The sequence below is a fragment of the Paludisphaera rhizosphaerae genome, assembly GCF_011065895.1.
GTDB lineage: Bacteria > Planctomycetota > Planctomycetia > Isosphaerales > Isosphaeraceae > Paludisphaera > Paludisphaera rhizosphaerae.
This window is the reverse complement of record NZ_JAALCR010000030.1, coordinates 1-13,836: the sequence shown is the minus strand read 5'-3', so window position 1 is coordinate 13,836 and position 13,836 is coordinate 1. Positions and strand designations below refer to the sequence as shown.

The following is a 13,836-nucleotide window of genomic DNA, read 5'->3' as shown; positions in this document are numbered from 1 at the left end:
AGGCAGGCGGTCTCAAGAGTCGTCCGGTCTTGCTTCATTCGGGCTTGCGGCAGATAGGAAGAAGATCCTCCAGCACGTGTCACGATCGGGCGAAATGAGTTTTGCCTGGACTTTCCTGGTCACATCGACGAAGGAGATCGCCTTTGGCCGGTTTCGAGGATCTCAAGCAGCGGTTGTTCTACATTCGGCGTTGTTTCCTCGGTCGCGACGTGTGGGTGCGGCCGGTTCGCCGGTACCCCGTCGTCAAGGCCGGCGAAGGCGATGGGACCTGGGTTCTGCGCGGTGATCTCCTGGGTCCTCAGTCGATCGTTTATTCGTTTGGTCTTGGATGGGACATTAGCTTCGACCTCGACCTGATCAAGCGATACGGGTGCCAGGTTTTCGGGTTCGAGCCGCTCCCGGGGGCGCTTCGCGATCTCGAACGGAGAGATCTGCCGGCCAATTTTCGGTTGCTCCCGTATGGAATCGGTACGACGGACGGTACCGTGCATTTCGACTCGGTGGACGGCGGTTACGCCTCACTGACCGCCGAGGGCTCCGAATCGTCGGGGGGCTTCCTTGCGGAGACTCGCACCCTGGGGACGATCCTCAACTCGCTGGGGCACGATCACATCGACGTCCTCAAGATGGACATCGAGGGGGCGGAGTTCGGCCTCATGGACGAGATCTGCGGTCGAGCGGACGCGATCGACCAACTGCTGATCGAGTGGCACCACCGCGGCGTTCCCCAGGGGCCTGCGATGCTTCGGGAAGCCCTGGCGAAGCTCGACCGCCACTTCGTCCCTTACTACATCTCCCCGAGGGGCTTCGAGCACTCGTACATTTCTCGACGGCTGATCGACGCCTGATCGTCTCGGTCCGGTTGCTCATCTCAAAGGCGGCCAGGCCTGAGCGAAGCCGAGGCGGGCGGTCGGACTCGTATAGAAAGTCGCCGACTGGCGGCATAGAATCCCGGCATGTCATCACATGCACGCCACGATCGCAGCGACGCCTCGGATCGGCCCGCCAACCGCTTGAAGGGGGAGACCAGCCCCTACTTGCTTCAGCACGCGCACAACCCGGTGGACTGGCACCCCTGGGGACCGGAGGCGCTTGCGCTGGCGAAGTCGGAGAACCGGCCGATCTTCCTGTCGGTCGGCTACTCGGCGTGCCACTGGTGCCACGTCATGGAACGGGAGAGCTTCGAGAATCTGGACATCGCCCGGATCATGAACGCCCACTTCGTGAACATCAAGGTCGACCGCGAGGAACGCCCGGACCTCGACCAGATCTACATGAACGCCGTCCAGGCCCTGACCGGCCAGGGGGGCTGGCCGATGTCGGTCTTCCTGACTCCTGACCTGGAGCCGTTCTTCGGCGGCACCTACTTCCCCCCCACCGACTCGCGCGGGATGGCGGGATTCCCTCGCGTCCTGCTGAGCGTCCATCGGGCGTGGGAGGAACGTCGCGACGAGATCCGCCGCAGCGCCGCGGAGATGACCGAGCACCTCCGCAATGCGGCCGACGTCGGCCGATCGACGGACGGCTCGGGCGAGCTGTCCGAAGTGCTCCTCGACCGCGCGGCGAAGGCCTTGCTCCGCAACCTGGACGTCCACAACGGCGGCTTCGGACACGCGCCGAAGTTCCCCCACCCGATGGACATCCGGGTCCTGCTGCGACAGTACGCCCGGACCGGCGACGCCCAGGCCTTGCACGCCGCGACGCTCTCGCTGGGGAAGATGGCTCGCGGCGGGATCTATGACCACCTCGCCGGCGGTTTCGCCCGCTACTCGACCGACGAGCGTTGGCTGGTCCCTCATTTCGAGAAGATGCTCTACGACAACGCCCTGCTCGCCTCCGCCTATGTGGAAGCGTACCAGGCCACGGGCGAACCCTCGTTCGCTCGGACCGCGCGAGAGACCCTCGGCTACATCCTGGACCGGATGACCGAACCCGAGGGCCCCTTCGACTCGACCGAGGACGCCGACAGCGAGGGCGAGGAAGGCAAGTACTACGTCTGGTCTCTGGGCGAGGTCTTGCAGGTGCTGGGCCCCGACAAGGGGCGGAACTTCGCCCTGACCTACGATGTCTCGGCCCCGGGGAACTGGGAGCGGAAGAACATCCTCAACCTGCCGAAGCCCATCGCCGAAGCTGCGAAGGCGCTCGGCCGCGATCCCGAGGAGTTGGAAGCCGAACTGGCCGAATCCCGCGCTGCGCTGCTGGCAGTCCGGGATCGTCGCGTGCCGCCGGCCAAGGATACGAAGGTGCTCGTCTCCTGGAACGGCCTGGCGATCGCCGCGCTGGCGCAGGCGGGCCGGGCGCTGGCCGAGCCTCGGTTCCTGGAGGCCGCCGAGAGGGCCGCGAGTTTCCTGCTCGACCGGCTCCGCGCGGACGACGGCCGACTGTTGCACACTTATAAGGATGGAGTCGCCAAGCTTAACGGCTATCTCGATGACTACGCATGCCTGATCGACGGCCTGACCCGGCTCTACGAGGCGACCGGAACCCCGCAATGGATCGCCGGGGCGATTGAGTTGGCTGACGTCCTGATCGCCGAGTTCTGGGACGCCGACCGCGGCGGCTTCTTCTTCACCGGTGCGAGCCATGAAGTCCTCTTGACCCGTCAAAAGGACCTCTTCGACGACGCCACCCCATCCGGCAACGGCATGGCGGCCACCGCCCTGCTCCGCCTGGCCGCTCTCACCGGCCGCGAGGACTTCGAGCGAACCGGTCGCGAGGCCGTCGAGGCCGCCGCGACGGTCCTCGAATCGGCCCCCGCCGCCGGCGGCCAGACCCTGATCGCCCTCGACTTCCTGCTGGCCCCGACCCGGGAACTGGCCGTCGTCGCCGGCGACTCCCGTGCCGACTTCGACGCCGTCCTGGACACGGCCTACCTCCGGCTCCTCCCCCACGCCGTCGTCGCCCCGGCCCCCGTCGAGGATCGCGAGGCCCTCGCCCATCTGATCCCTCTTCTGAAGGACCGCCCGCCGATCGGCGACCGCGTCACGCTCTACGACTGCCGGAACCATACCTGCCTTGCGCCGGTGTCGGGGGTGGCGGACGTGGTCGCAGCGTTGGCCGGGCCGAATCTTGGGTGAGCTTGCCCCTTTCCCTGAACGTCGACTAGACTTGCTTTGGAGAACCGCCCGATCCGGGTGCGGGTCGGGGGCGGTGCGGAGCGACAACATGGGAGGCTCGCCAATGTTGGGACGGAGACGGATCTACATGGCCCTGGCCGCCGCGGCTCTTCTCAGCTCCCTGGGCTGGTGGGCCGGCGCGTCGTCACACGCCGACAAGCCCAAGGACGAGATGCTCGAACTCTACGGCCTCTTCGTCGACGCCGTGGAGAAGGTCGAGGCCAACTACGTCCGCCCCGTCAACCGCAAGGAGCTGCTGGAAAGCGCCCTCGAAGGGATGCTCCAGCACCTGGACCAGCACTCGTCCTACATCAACATGGGCGAGTGGCAGCAGTTCCGGAAGCAGATCGAGGGCAAGTTCGGCGGCATCGGCATTCAGGTCGGGATCGACGACGAGACCGGCCGGCTGCGGGTCATTTCGCCGATGGTCGGCACCCCGGCCTACGAGGCTGGCATCATGGCCGGCGACCTGATCCTGGAGATCGACGGCCACTCGACCGAGGGGATGACTTCGGACAAGGCCGTGGAGACCCTCACCGGCCGCCCCGGCACCGACGTCCAGTTGAACGTCCTGCATGAGGGGGCCGAACAACCGACCCCGATCAAGCTCACCCGCGCCGTGATCGAGGTCCCCAGCGTCCTCGGCGAGCATCGCCAGAAGGACGGCTCGTGGGACTTCATGCTCGATAAGGACAAGAAGATCGGCTACATCCGGATCACCAACTTCATCCAGTCGACCGGCGAGGACGTCCGCAAGGCCCTCGACACGCTGAAGGAAGAGGGAGTGAAGGCCCTGGTCCTCGACCTGCGCGACAACCCGGGCGGCTTGCTGACGGCCGCGGTCGAGGTCTCCGACCTGTTCCTGGACCACGGCGCCATCGTCAGCACCAAGGGACGGAACACGATCCCCAAGTCCTATGAAGCCCAGCACGACAGCCCCTACGAGGAGCTGCCCATGGTCGTGCTGGTCAACCAGAACTCGGCGTCGGCCTCGGAGATCGTCTCGGCCGCGTTGCAGGACCACAAGCGGGCGACGGTCGTCGGCCACCGTTCCTACGGCAAGGGCTCGGTCCAGAACATCCTGGAGCTGGAAGACGGCAACAGCGTCCTCAAGCTGACGGTCGCGAGTTACCATCGCCCCTCCGGTGAGAACATCCACCGGTTCCGCGACGCCAAGACCACCGACAAGTGGGGCGTCTCGCCCGACCCGGACATGGAGGTGAAGCTCACCCCCCGCGAGTACCGCGACTGGTTCATCGCCCGTCGCGCCCGCGACCTGCCGGCCCTGGCCAAGCTCAACGCCCCCAAGAAGCCCGTCGAGGCCCAGTCCGACGCGGCCAAGGCGCAGGAGAACAAGGAAAAGGTTGAGACCAAGGACGTCCCCAAGGACGACAAGCCCGCGGCTGACCCGACCAAGCCCGAGCCCCCCAAGGTCGTCGCCCCTCCCGACGCCGCCCCGCCGTTCGTGGACAAGGTCATGAACAAGGCGCTGGAAGTCCTCAAGAAGAAGCTCGAAGCTCCGGCCGCTCCCGCCGAGGAGAAGAAGGCCGCGTGATTCTGCTGGCGATTGAGACGACCTGCGACGAGACCGGCGCGGCGGTGCTGGAAGGGACCGAACCCCTCAGGGGATCGGTCCCGCGCATCCTGTCGAGCGTGGTCTCCTCGCAGGTCGGCCTGCATCGACGGTTCGGCGGCGTGGTTCCCGAGATCGCCTCTCGGGCCCACGTTCGCGAGGTCGTCCCCATGATCGACGAGGCCCTGAAGCGGGCGGGTCTCGGGCTGAGGGATGTGGACGCGATCGCCGTGGCGACGCGCCCTGGCCTCGTCGGCGCCTTGGTGGTCGGCTTGACGGCGGCCAAGTCGCTGGCCCTGGCGCTGGACGTCCCGCTCATTGCGGTCGACCACCTGGAAGGGCATCTCTACGCCTGCCAGCTCGCCCACCCGGATCGAGAGGTCTACCCCTGCGTCGGGCTGGTCGTCTCCGGCGGTCATTCGAGCCTCTACGCCTGTCGAGGCCCGCTCGACTGCGAACTGCTCGGCGGCACGATCGACGACGCGGCCGGCGAGGCCTTTGACAAGGTCGCCAGCCTCCTCGGCCTGGGCTACCCCGGCGGGCCTGAGATCGAACGGGCCGCGAAGTCGGGGAACCCCAAGGCCTTCCGCTTCCCTCGGTCCTTCCTCCGCGAGCCCCGGCTGGCGTTCAGCTTCTCGGGCCTGAAGACGGCCGTTCTGTACGCGCTTCGGGGACAGAACGAGGAGAAGGGGGCTGTCGAGCCGTCCCCGCAACTGACGGCCGACCTCGCCGCCAGCTTCCAGGAAGCGGTGGTCGACGTTCTGGTCGCCAAGGCGCAACAGGCCCTGGAGCAGACCGGCCTGAAGCGGCTGGGCGTGGGCGGGGGCGTGGCGGCCAACGGGCGGTTTCGCGACAAGCTCACCGCGGCGATGGACGCGATGGGGGTGGAGTTGTTCATCCCCCCCCTCTCCCTCTGCACCGACAACGCCGCCATGGCCGGCGTCGCCCTGCTCAAGCTGGCCGCCGGGCAGGTCGCCGACCTGGACGTTGACGTCGCGGCGGGGCTCGTCCGCCCGAAGCGTCAGGCCTGATCGATCCTGATCACGAGGGAGGCCGACGGCCCGGATCGGTGTTCCGGCCGGGCGTGTGCATCCCCCTGTAAGCGTTCTGCTGCTGGTCGAGCGTCCGGCGGCGGTCGAGCGCCTGAATCTGGCCGGGCGGGAGGGCCTGCGCCTGGAGATGAGGGCCCTGCCGAACCGGGCTCGGGGCGTGGTGAGGTGAACGCATGGCGGCCTCCGATGTTGATCGTGACGAGGAGCGGCCGAAATAAGACCGAAAACCGCCTTCCCCCGAAGCCTTGCGGGTCCGACAATGTTGACGCGGCTTGCCCAGTTTGTCGGGCCGGCCGGGTGGGGGCGACGGGCGAGACCTGATCGACCTCCGGGCCAATCCACGATGCCAGCCGATGGACGTCGATGAGCACGCAACCGAATTGGAGACGTATCCAGGGTATCGTCCTCGACGCGGTGGGGACTTTAATCAGGCCGACGCCTTCCGTCGCCGCGGCTTATACAGACGCCGCCGCACGCCAGGGGATCGAGCTGAACCCTGACGAGGTCCGAGGCCGGTTCAACGCGGCGTTCGGAGACGATTTGGTCCAGGGGGCGGACGGCGTCCTCTCGACCGACGAGTCTGTCGAACGCCGGCGCTGGCGGGCGATCGTTGGGCGGGTGCTTCCCGAGGTCCCGGAGCCGGATCGGGCGTTCGACGAACTTTGGGACCATTTCGGCCGTCCTGAATCGTGGAGCGTCTTCCCGGATTCGGTCCCGGCCGTCGAAGCCGTCCAAGAGGCCGGGATGCGGGTCTGCATCGGCTCGAACTTCGACTCCCGGTTGCACGCGGTCGTCGCCGGCCTGCCGGAGCTGGCGGAGGTCGTCGAGCTGATCGTCGTCTCGTCGGAAGTCGGCTATCGCAAACCCCATGGGGCGTTCTTCCGTGCGGCCTGCGAGCGTCTCGGTTTGCCGCCGGAACGGGTGCTCTCGGTGGGGGACGACCTGGAGAACGACGTCCTGGGGGCTCGTCGGGCGGGGCTCTCGGCGCTCCACCTGACTCGCCGCGGCGAACATCCCGCTGACCCGGCCAACATCCCCGACCTCTCCGCCCTGGCGATCTTGCGGGGGGCGGAAGCCTGAAGTTCGGGGCGGTTCCTGGACGATGGACGAGAGAGAGAATCGCGGCGGTCCCGACGCGGTTCGACCGGGAATCGACTCGGCTTGCCTGTCGGGGCGAGTTGGTTTAGATTCCCGCACGGCCGGGAAGGCCGAATACGGATCGGGACGGCACGCAGGTCCCACGGAAACGGATTTCCAGAGACCGGACAGCCCCTCGCTCGACTCCCCAGATTCGTCCCCCGGTGCCTGGTCTGCTCCTTTCAGGGAAGAAAGGAATCGCCAGTGGTCGCAACGGTCGAACAGCTCGCGGCCTTGGTCAGCGGACGCCTTGTCGGCGACGGCAAGGTCGCCATCCGCTCGGCCCGGCCCGTGGACGAGGCGGGGCCCGGCGACATCACGTTCATTGAGAACGAGCGCTACGCCAAGCTGCTGCGAACCTCGCCGGCTTCGGCGGCGATCGTCGGCCCCCACTTCCGCAATCGGCGACCGCCGATGAAGGAAGACCTGGCGGTCATCGAGGTGGACGACCCGATCGCCGCGTTCATCGCCGTCCGCGCCCATCTGTCGGGCGGGACCAAGGTCCGTTGGACCGGCGTGCATCCGCAGGCCTGGGTGGCTCCCACCGCCAAGATCGGCCGCGACGCCGCCATCTATCCGTTCGCCTACATCGGCGACGAGGCCGAGATCGGCGAGGGCGCGACCATCCACCCCGGGGCCGTGATCGGCGACCGCGCCAAGGTCGGCCGCAACTGCGTCGTCCACCCCAACGCCGTGCTCTACGCGGAGGTCGTCCTGGAGGACCGGGTCGAGGTCCACGCCGGCGCCGTCCTGGGCGCCGACGGCTTCGGCTACCGCCAGGCCGACGGCAAGCACGTCAAGGTCCCGCACACCGGGCGGCTGGAGGTCGGCTCCGACGTCGAGATCGGCGCGAACACCACGATCGACCGGGGGACCTTCGAGGCGACCCGAATCGGCGAGGGGACCAAGATCGACAACCTGGTCATGATCGCCCACAACAACCAGATCGGCCGCCACAACCTGCTCTGCTCGCAGGTGGGGATCGCCGGCAGTTGCAAGACGGGCGACTACGTGGTCATGGCCGGTCAGGCCGGGATCAAGGACAAGACGGTCATCGGCGACGGCGTGGTGGTCGGCGCCCAGGCGGGCGTCCACCGCAACATCCCCAGCGGCCAGCAGGTGCTCGGCTCGCCGGCGATCCCCGTCCGAGAACAGCGCCGGCTGTTCCAGATGATCGCCCGGCTCCCCGACATGCACAAGCAGCTCCGCGAGCTGACCGCCCAGATCGAGGCCGTCTCGGCGCTCCTGCCGATGACCCCCAGCCACGACGGGACCGTCGGCTTCAGCGAGGGCGACGACGAGAACGCCGATCCGACTGGTTTCTGACGAGGGAGACAGGACGTGCCTTCCCTGCAAGACGCGACCCGAAGCCGCATGGGCCGCTTTCGCCGGGCCGCCGCGCCCCCCGCGGAGCGGACCATCGGCCTGCTCGCCGGCAGCGGCCGGTTCCCGATCCTCTTCGCCGAGGCCGCCCGCCGTCAGGGCTTCGCGGTCGCCTGTGTGGGGATCCAGTACGAGGCTTCCGAGGAACTCCGCGACATCTGCTCCACCTTCGACGTCGTGGGCGTCGCCAAGATGGGGCGGATGATTCGGACCTTCCGCCGCCGGGGCGCCGCCGAGATCGTCATGGCGGGCAAGGTCACCAAGAACGTGATCTACACCCCCATGCGATGGCTCCACCTCTGTCCCGACCTGCGGACGGTCCAGTGGTGGTACCGCCGCGACCGGGCCGACAACCGCGACGACTCGCTGCTGCTCTCCGTCATCGCCGAATTCAAGAGGGACGGAATGACCTTCACCTCCGCGCTCGACTACGCTCCGGAACTCCTCGTTCAGGAAGGCGTCCTGACCCGTCGCCAGCCGACCGCCAACGAGCGCCGGGACATCGCCTTCGGCTGGACGATGGCTAAGGAGATGGGCCGGCTGGACGTCGGCCAGTCTGTGGCCGTCAAAGAGGCAGCCACGCTGGCCATCGAGGCCATCGAGGGAACCGACCGCTGCATCGACCGCGCCGGCAGCCTTTGCAAGGCCGGCGGCTGGACGCTGGTGAAGGTCGCCAAGCCCCAGCAGGACATGCGGTTCGACGTCCCCACCATCGGCATGACCACGGTCGAGAACCTCCACAAGGCCGGCGCCCGCGTCCTGGCGATCGAGGCCGAGAAGACCATCGTCGTCGACCAGCCCGACGTCGTCGCCCTCGCCGACCGCTACGGCATGACCATCATCGCCGTCCGCGACGGCTTCACCGCCTGACGGCGGCTTCGTTCTCCGGACCGCGCGGTCGAACCCGTCGGACGCAACGGCTTCCGCGGCAAAGCGTTGAGTACACGAAACCCGACCCCACGGTCGGGTTCGTTCGCGCGCTTTTCACATCTGGTTTAGGCCCTCCCTCGGCGCTGGGTGGCATGGCCACGCTTGCGTGTCCATGGACCGGCGCGGGCCGACCTGGCGGCCGTCGCCGATCCGCGCGCTCATGCCGAGTCAGGCTTCGCTTTGGCTTCGATCGTCGCGATGTCGGCACGTTTCTGTCGGATTTAACTTGTTGGTGCCATGAACTTTGTGGCGATCGTGGTCATTGGCTTCGTTCGGCATGAGACGAGCGCGGCCTCGCTCGCCTCTCTCCTGCGAACCGAATTGAGAATGAGCCGCTGAGGACGAATCCTCTGTCTTGAATGTGGTCTCCGACGGCTTTTCCGGTTCGCCGTGCTGGTGGAATCTCGGCGTGCTCGATTGATACGATCGTTGCAGCCTGCCAGGCCGTCCGATGCGACGACGGCGAGGACACCCGCCCCGAGAGCGAGGACTGGATGATCGTATCGAGCCTGATCCCCCTGCTGGCATTCCTCGCGGTGACCGGCGACGACCCGCCGATTGCCGATCACGTCGCCGCCAACGTCATCGCCGTGCCCGAGGGGCTGGGGCTCGACCCGTTCTACAAGAAGTACGTCGATGCGAACGGGATCACCGTCGTCGGTTCGGAGAAGGTGCCCGACGCCGCGATCCTGGCGGCGCGCGACATCGTCAATCACATGCTCCTGAAGCGCGGCGACCTCCGCGAGGCGATGGTGCAGCGCAAGATGCGGGTGATCGTGATGGCGCAGTCCGAATCGACCACGGATCTCCCCGAGCAGAGAAACTGGAAGAAGCCGACCCGCGACGACCCCCGGCTAACCGACGACGAGCGCCAGCACTACGAGGAACGCATCGGCAAGCTCACCGACAAGGAATACTGGGACCGTCGCGCTCGCGGGATGGGCGGCAACCCGACCTCGTGCGCCGAGGAGAATCTGCTGGGCTACCCGGGCACCCGCTACTTCGGCGAGAACATCCTGGTCCACGAGTTCTCGCACGGGATTATGGACGTCGGCATCCGCCGCGCTGATCCCGACCTCTACCGGCGGATTCGTTCCACCTACGACGAGGCGATGAAGGCCGGCCTCTGGAAGAAGAGCTACGCGGCGAACACGGTCGCCGAGTACTGGGCCGAGGGAACTCAAACGTGGTTCTGGTCGAACTACGAATACGTCGACAAGGGCCGCAGGGTGATGACGCCCGACGAGTTGAAGGACTACGACCCGAAGCTCTACAACCTGCTCGCCGAGGTCTACGCCGACCACAAGATCCCGACGGACGTCTACCACGCCAAGGAGCTTCGCCCCGGCCGGCGACGCTGAGGCGAGCCGAATCGGGGGGGCCTGCCAGTGTTCTCGGCATTGATTGTGCTAACGATTAGCGGCCCTCAATCAAAGCCCTCGACCTCCCGCCCGACAGGACACGATGAGCACCAGCACTGCCGCAAACCAGCGCAAGCAAGCTCTGAAGGAGTCGTTTCGGTTGATCCGCCTGTTCCTCGGCTCCGAGTCGAGGCCCCGGGCGCTCTTCTGGATCGTCGCCCTGTTCATCCTGCTGGTCGCGTTCAATGGGCTGAACGTCGTCAACAGCTACATCGGCCGCGACTTCATGACGGCGATCGCCGACCGCAACCGCGGGCGTTACGTGTTCTTCGCCTTCGCTTACCTGGGAGTGTTTCTGACGTCGGCCGTGATCGCGGCCTTCAACCGGTTCTCTGAGGAACGGTTGCGGCTCCTCTGGCGCGAGTGGACGACGCGGCGGCTGATGGACCGCTACCTTTCCAACGACGCCTACTATCGGATCAACGAGGACGCCGAGGTCGACAACCCCGACCAGCGGATGACCGACGACGTCAAGATGTTCACCCAGACGGCCCTGGCGTTCATCGTCCTGTCGCTGGGAGCGGCGATCACCTCGGTCAGCTTCCTCGGCGTCCTCTGGTCGATCACCCCCTGGCTGGTCCTGGCGGCGCTGGTTTACGCCGGGTTCGGCACCGGAACGGCGATCCTGCTGGGGCGTCCGCTCGTCCGGCTGAACAATGCGCAGCTTCAGCGCGAGGCCGACCTCCGGTACGCCCTGGTCCGGGCCCGCGAGAACGCCGAGGCGATCGCCGTCGCCGACGCCTCGCCCCGGCTCGCCTCCACCCTGCACGCCCGGCTCGGGGCTCTCGCTCGCAACCAGGGGCTGATCATTCGCGTCACCCGGAACCTGGTCATGTTCACGGGCGCGTACAACTACATGATCCAGATCATCCCCCTGTTGATCGTCGCGCCGCTTTACTTCGCTCAGAAGGTCGAATTCGGCGTGGTGACGCAGGCGGCCATGGCGTTCGCCCAGGTTCTGGGGGCTCTGTCGCTGATCATCACCCAGTTCGAGACCCTCTCGTCGTTCGCCGCGGTCAGCTCACGGATCGACGCCCTGGTCGAGTCGGTCGATCGGGCCCAGCATCGGCCTCGGGGGGCGGTTCGGGTCGACGGCCGGGGCGATCGGATCGTCCTGGAGGGGGTGACGCTCCGCGACCCTCGCGACGAGTCCCGCGAGTTCGTCCGCCACCTTTCGCTCGACCTTTCGGCCGGCGAGAAGCTGCTGGTGACCGGACCGAACCCCCAGGGGAAGAGGGCTCTCTTCCTGGCCCTCGCCGGGCTCTGGACCGAGGGGGAAGGTCGGATCGTCCGGCCCGAGAAAGTCTGCTTTCTGGCGAGGCGCCCGCTGCTCGTTCCCGGCCGGCTCCGCGACCAGCTCGAACTCGGCGGACCCAGTGGGGTCCAACTGCCGGAGGACTCTGAGGTGATCGCCGTGCTGGAAGCCGTCGGGCTAGGCCCGGCGCTGGAGCGGCTCGACGGGCTCGAAGTCGAGCACGACTGGTCCCATGCCCTCTCCTCGGGGGAGCAGCAACGGCTTTCGTTCGCCCGGCTGTTGCTCGCGAAGCCCGATTACGCGATCTTCGACCACGTGACCGACGCCCTCCCCGCCGACCAGGTGCGGCCGCTCCTGGAGAAGCTCTCCGAGTCGTCGATCGCCTACGTCAGCTTCGCCGAGGACCACGACCTCATCGACCTCCACGACTCGGCCCTGGAACTGGCCGAGGACGGCGGCCACCGCGTCGTCCCCGCCGGGGCGGCGACCGCTGCGGGTCCCCAGGACTCTCATTGAAGATCCGAGAAGCGAAGGGGAAAGGGGACTGGCTCCGCAGCGCAGCGGAGGTGCCTGTCCCCTTTCCTCCGAAGCGGCCTTGGGGATGCCCGGAGAAAGGGGACAGGCACCCGGCCGCCAGGTCGATCCCAAGAGCCAAAGCCCTCGCGCCGGGAGCCAGTCCCCTTTCTCCTCCGCCCGTGTGCAATTCAAGCGGTCTGCGCTCTGATCACCGGCGGTTTCGCGTAGCGGTTGCCACGGAAGAGGTGGGGGTGGAATCGGCTCGTGTTGCGCGTGACGGGGCCCTCGTCCTCGCGGACGCCCAGGCCGCAGGCGTAGCCGTTGACGATCCAGCTCCCGATGACGGCGTGACGGCCGTCCTCGGTCCAGAGGGGGTGGTACTCCTGGTAGATCTGGGGGCCGTCGGCGTAGTCGCCGTCCGTCTGGGCGACGGTCTGGCCGTCGCGGACGACGGCGACGTTCGCCCCCTCGCGGGAGTAGAACGGCTTCACGACGTGGTCGCCGCCGATCGGATCGAAGCTCGCGCGCAGGAGGTACGGGCTTTTCGGGAACATCTCCCAAAGAATGGGCAGGATGGCCTTGTTGCTCAGGACCATCTTCCAGGGGGGCTCCAGCCATCGGGTCTTCGCCCCGGGGAGGAATTGGGCGAACTCCTCGCGGAGCATCCACTCCCAGGGGTAGAGCTTGAACAGAAGGTCGATCGGCCGCTCGGCGAGGTCCGTGAAGGTCCCCCGGCGCGCGTCCCAGCCGATCTGGGAGACTGCCAGAGTTTCGGTTGAGAGCCCCGCCTGCATGGCCGTGTCGCGCAGGTAGGCGACGGTCATCACGTCCTCGATCGAATCGTCCAGCACGGCGAAGACGACCCGCCTGGAGCGTTCGCGACGGATTCGCGTCCACGCGCCGAGGAGCCGCTCGTGCAGGCTGTTGAACTGGTCAAAGACGTCGCGATCGTTCCGACCCTGGAGGAGATCCTGCATCCAGTACCACTGGATGACCGCCGCTTCCAGGAGCGAGGTCGGGGTGTCGGCGTTGTACTCCAGGAGCTTCGGCGGGCCGTTGCCGTCGAACGCCAGGTCGAACCGACCGTAGATCGTGTGCTCGTCGCGCTCCCAGCTCTCGGCGACGAACCGGTGGAACCGCTGAGGGATGTCCAGCTCGCCGAGTCGACCGTCGACGATCACCCGCTCGACGGCCGCCAGGCACATCTCGTTGAGCTGGTAAGTCGCCTTCTCGACCGCGTCGATCTCGTTGGCCTCGAAGAGGAAGTACGCACTCTCATCCCAGTACGGCTGGTCGTCGAGCGAGTGGAACAGCAGCCCCTTCGACTCGACGGCGGTCCGCCAGTCGGGCCGAGGGGATGTCGTGATGCGAAGCATCGAGGGGCCTTTCGTGAGTCGATCGTACGGATCGACGTGTGGATATTCGTGCGAAGCGATCCGAGACGACGACGGCC

Annotated in this window: 11 protein-coding genes; 9 read left to right on the top strand and 2 right to left on the bottom strand. The window is 67.1% G+C overall.

Translation table 11 applies throughout. The features are described from left to right. The first annotated feature begins 209 nt into the window (after positions 1-209). The 4 genes from G5C50_RS26660 to tsaD all read left to right on the top strand — a co-directional run bounded on the left by G5C50_RS26660 (position 210) and on the right by tsaD (position 5,720). Entirely contained in the window at positions 210-848 is a 639-nt protein-coding gene (locus tag G5C50_RS26660; protein WP_315852338.1) for an FkbM family methyltransferase, read from the top strand. Positions 849-956: 108 nt separating this feature from the next. Then, positions 957-3,077 carry a thioredoxin domain-containing protein gene (locus tag G5C50_RS26655; RefSeq protein ID WP_165074022.1) on the top strand — a complete coding sequence of 707 codons (2,121 nt, stop codon included), beginning with the start codon at positions 957-959 and terminating at the stop codon, positions 3,075-3,077. Between the two features lie 103 nt (positions 3,078-3,180). Then, positions 3,181-4,671: a S41 family peptidase gene (locus G5C50_RS26650; protein ID WP_240907377.1), complete on the top strand. Its 1,491-nt coding sequence runs from the start codon at positions 3,181-3,183 to the stop codon at positions 4,669-4,671. Beyond that, on the top strand, positions 4,668-5,720 hold the full coding sequence (gene tsaD, locus G5C50_RS26645) for a tRNA (adenosine(37)-N6)-threonylcarbamoyltransferase complex transferase subunit TsaD (RefSeq protein WP_165074021.1): 1,053 nt from the start codon (positions 4,668-4,670) through the stop codon (positions 5,718-5,720). Before G5C50_RS26650 ends, tsaD begins: the two co-directional genes overlap by 4 nt. 10 nt (positions 5,721-5,730) lie before the next feature. Here the strand turns inward: tsaD and G5C50_RS26640 are convergent, their stop codons facing one another. Next, entirely contained in the window at positions 5,731-5,916 is a 186-nt protein-coding gene (locus G5C50_RS26640) for a hypothetical protein (RefSeq protein WP_165074020.1), read from the bottom strand. A gap of 188 nt (positions 5,917-6,104) precedes the next feature. Between G5C50_RS26640 and G5C50_RS26635 the strand changes: the two genes are divergently transcribed. From G5C50_RS26635 to G5C50_RS26615, 5 genes are all read left to right on the top strand, one after another. Beyond that, positions 6,105-6,821 (top strand): HAD-IA family hydrolase, encoded by a 717-nt coding sequence (locus tag G5C50_RS26635; RefSeq protein ID WP_165074019.1) that lies wholly within the window; start codon positions 6,105-6,107, stop codon positions 6,819-6,821. A 261-nt stretch (positions 6,822-7,082) separates the two neighbouring features. Next, a complete protein-coding gene (gene lpxD / locus G5C50_RS26630; protein WP_165074018.1) occupies positions 7,083-8,204 on the top strand; it encodes a UDP-3-O-(3-hydroxymyristoyl)glucosamine N-acyltransferase in 1,122 nt (373 codons plus the stop codon). Positions 8,205-8,219: 15 nt separating this feature from the next. Continuing rightward, a complete protein-coding gene (locus tag G5C50_RS26625) occupies positions 8,220-9,131 on the top strand; it encodes an LpxI family protein (RefSeq protein ID WP_240907376.1) in 912 nt (303 codons plus the stop codon). Between the two features lie 554 nt (positions 9,132-9,685). Continuing rightward, positions 9,686-10,552, top strand: a complete 867-nt coding sequence (locus G5C50_RS26620) for a M90 metallopeptidase family protein (protein ID WP_165074017.1) — start codon at positions 9,686-9,688, stop codon at positions 10,550-10,552. Between the two features lie 103 nt (positions 10,553-10,655). Further along, on the top strand, positions 10,656-12,383 hold the full coding sequence (locus G5C50_RS26615) for an ABC transporter ATP-binding protein/permease (RefSeq protein WP_165074016.1): 1,728 nt from the start codon (positions 10,656-10,658) through the stop codon (positions 12,381-12,383). A gap of 188 nt (positions 12,384-12,571) precedes the next feature. Here the strand turns inward: G5C50_RS26615 and G5C50_RS26610 are convergent, their stop codons facing one another. After that, positions 12,572-13,759 (bottom strand): glutathionylspermidine synthase family protein, encoded by a 1,188-nt coding sequence (locus tag G5C50_RS26610; RefSeq protein WP_165074015.1) that lies wholly within the window; start codon positions 13,757-13,759, stop codon positions 12,572-12,574. Positions 13,760-13,836: the final 77 nt, after the last annotated feature.

Excerpts from the sequence above, each read along its gene's own strand:
- G5C50_RS26655 (WP_165074022.1), top strand. The coding sequence starts at position 957 with ATGTCATCACATGCACGCCACGATCGCAGCGACGCCTCGGATCGGCCC.
- G5C50_RS26650 (WP_240907377.1), top strand. The coding sequence starts at position 3,181 with ATGTTGGGACGGAGACGGATCTACATGGCCCTGGCCGCCGCGGCTCTT.
- G5C50_RS26640 (WP_165074020.1), bottom strand. The coding sequence starts at position 5,916 with ATGCGTTCACCTCACCACGCCCCGAGCCCGGTTCGGCAGGGCCCTCAT.
- G5C50_RS26635 (WP_165074019.1), top strand. The coding sequence starts at position 6,105 with ATGAGCACGCAACCGAATTGGAGACGTATCCAGGGTATCGTCCTCGAC.
- G5C50_RS26620 (WP_165074017.1), top strand. The coding sequence starts at position 9,686 with ATGATCGTATCGAGCCTGATCCCCCTGCTGGCATTCCTCGCGGTGACC.
- G5C50_RS26615 (WP_165074016.1), top strand. The coding sequence starts at position 10,656 with ATGAGCACCAGCACTGCCGCAAACCAGCGCAAGCAAGCTCTGAAGGAG.
- G5C50_RS26610 (WP_165074015.1), bottom strand. The coding sequence starts at position 13,759 with ATGCTTCGCATCACGACATCCCCTCGGCCCGACTGGCGGACCGCCGTC.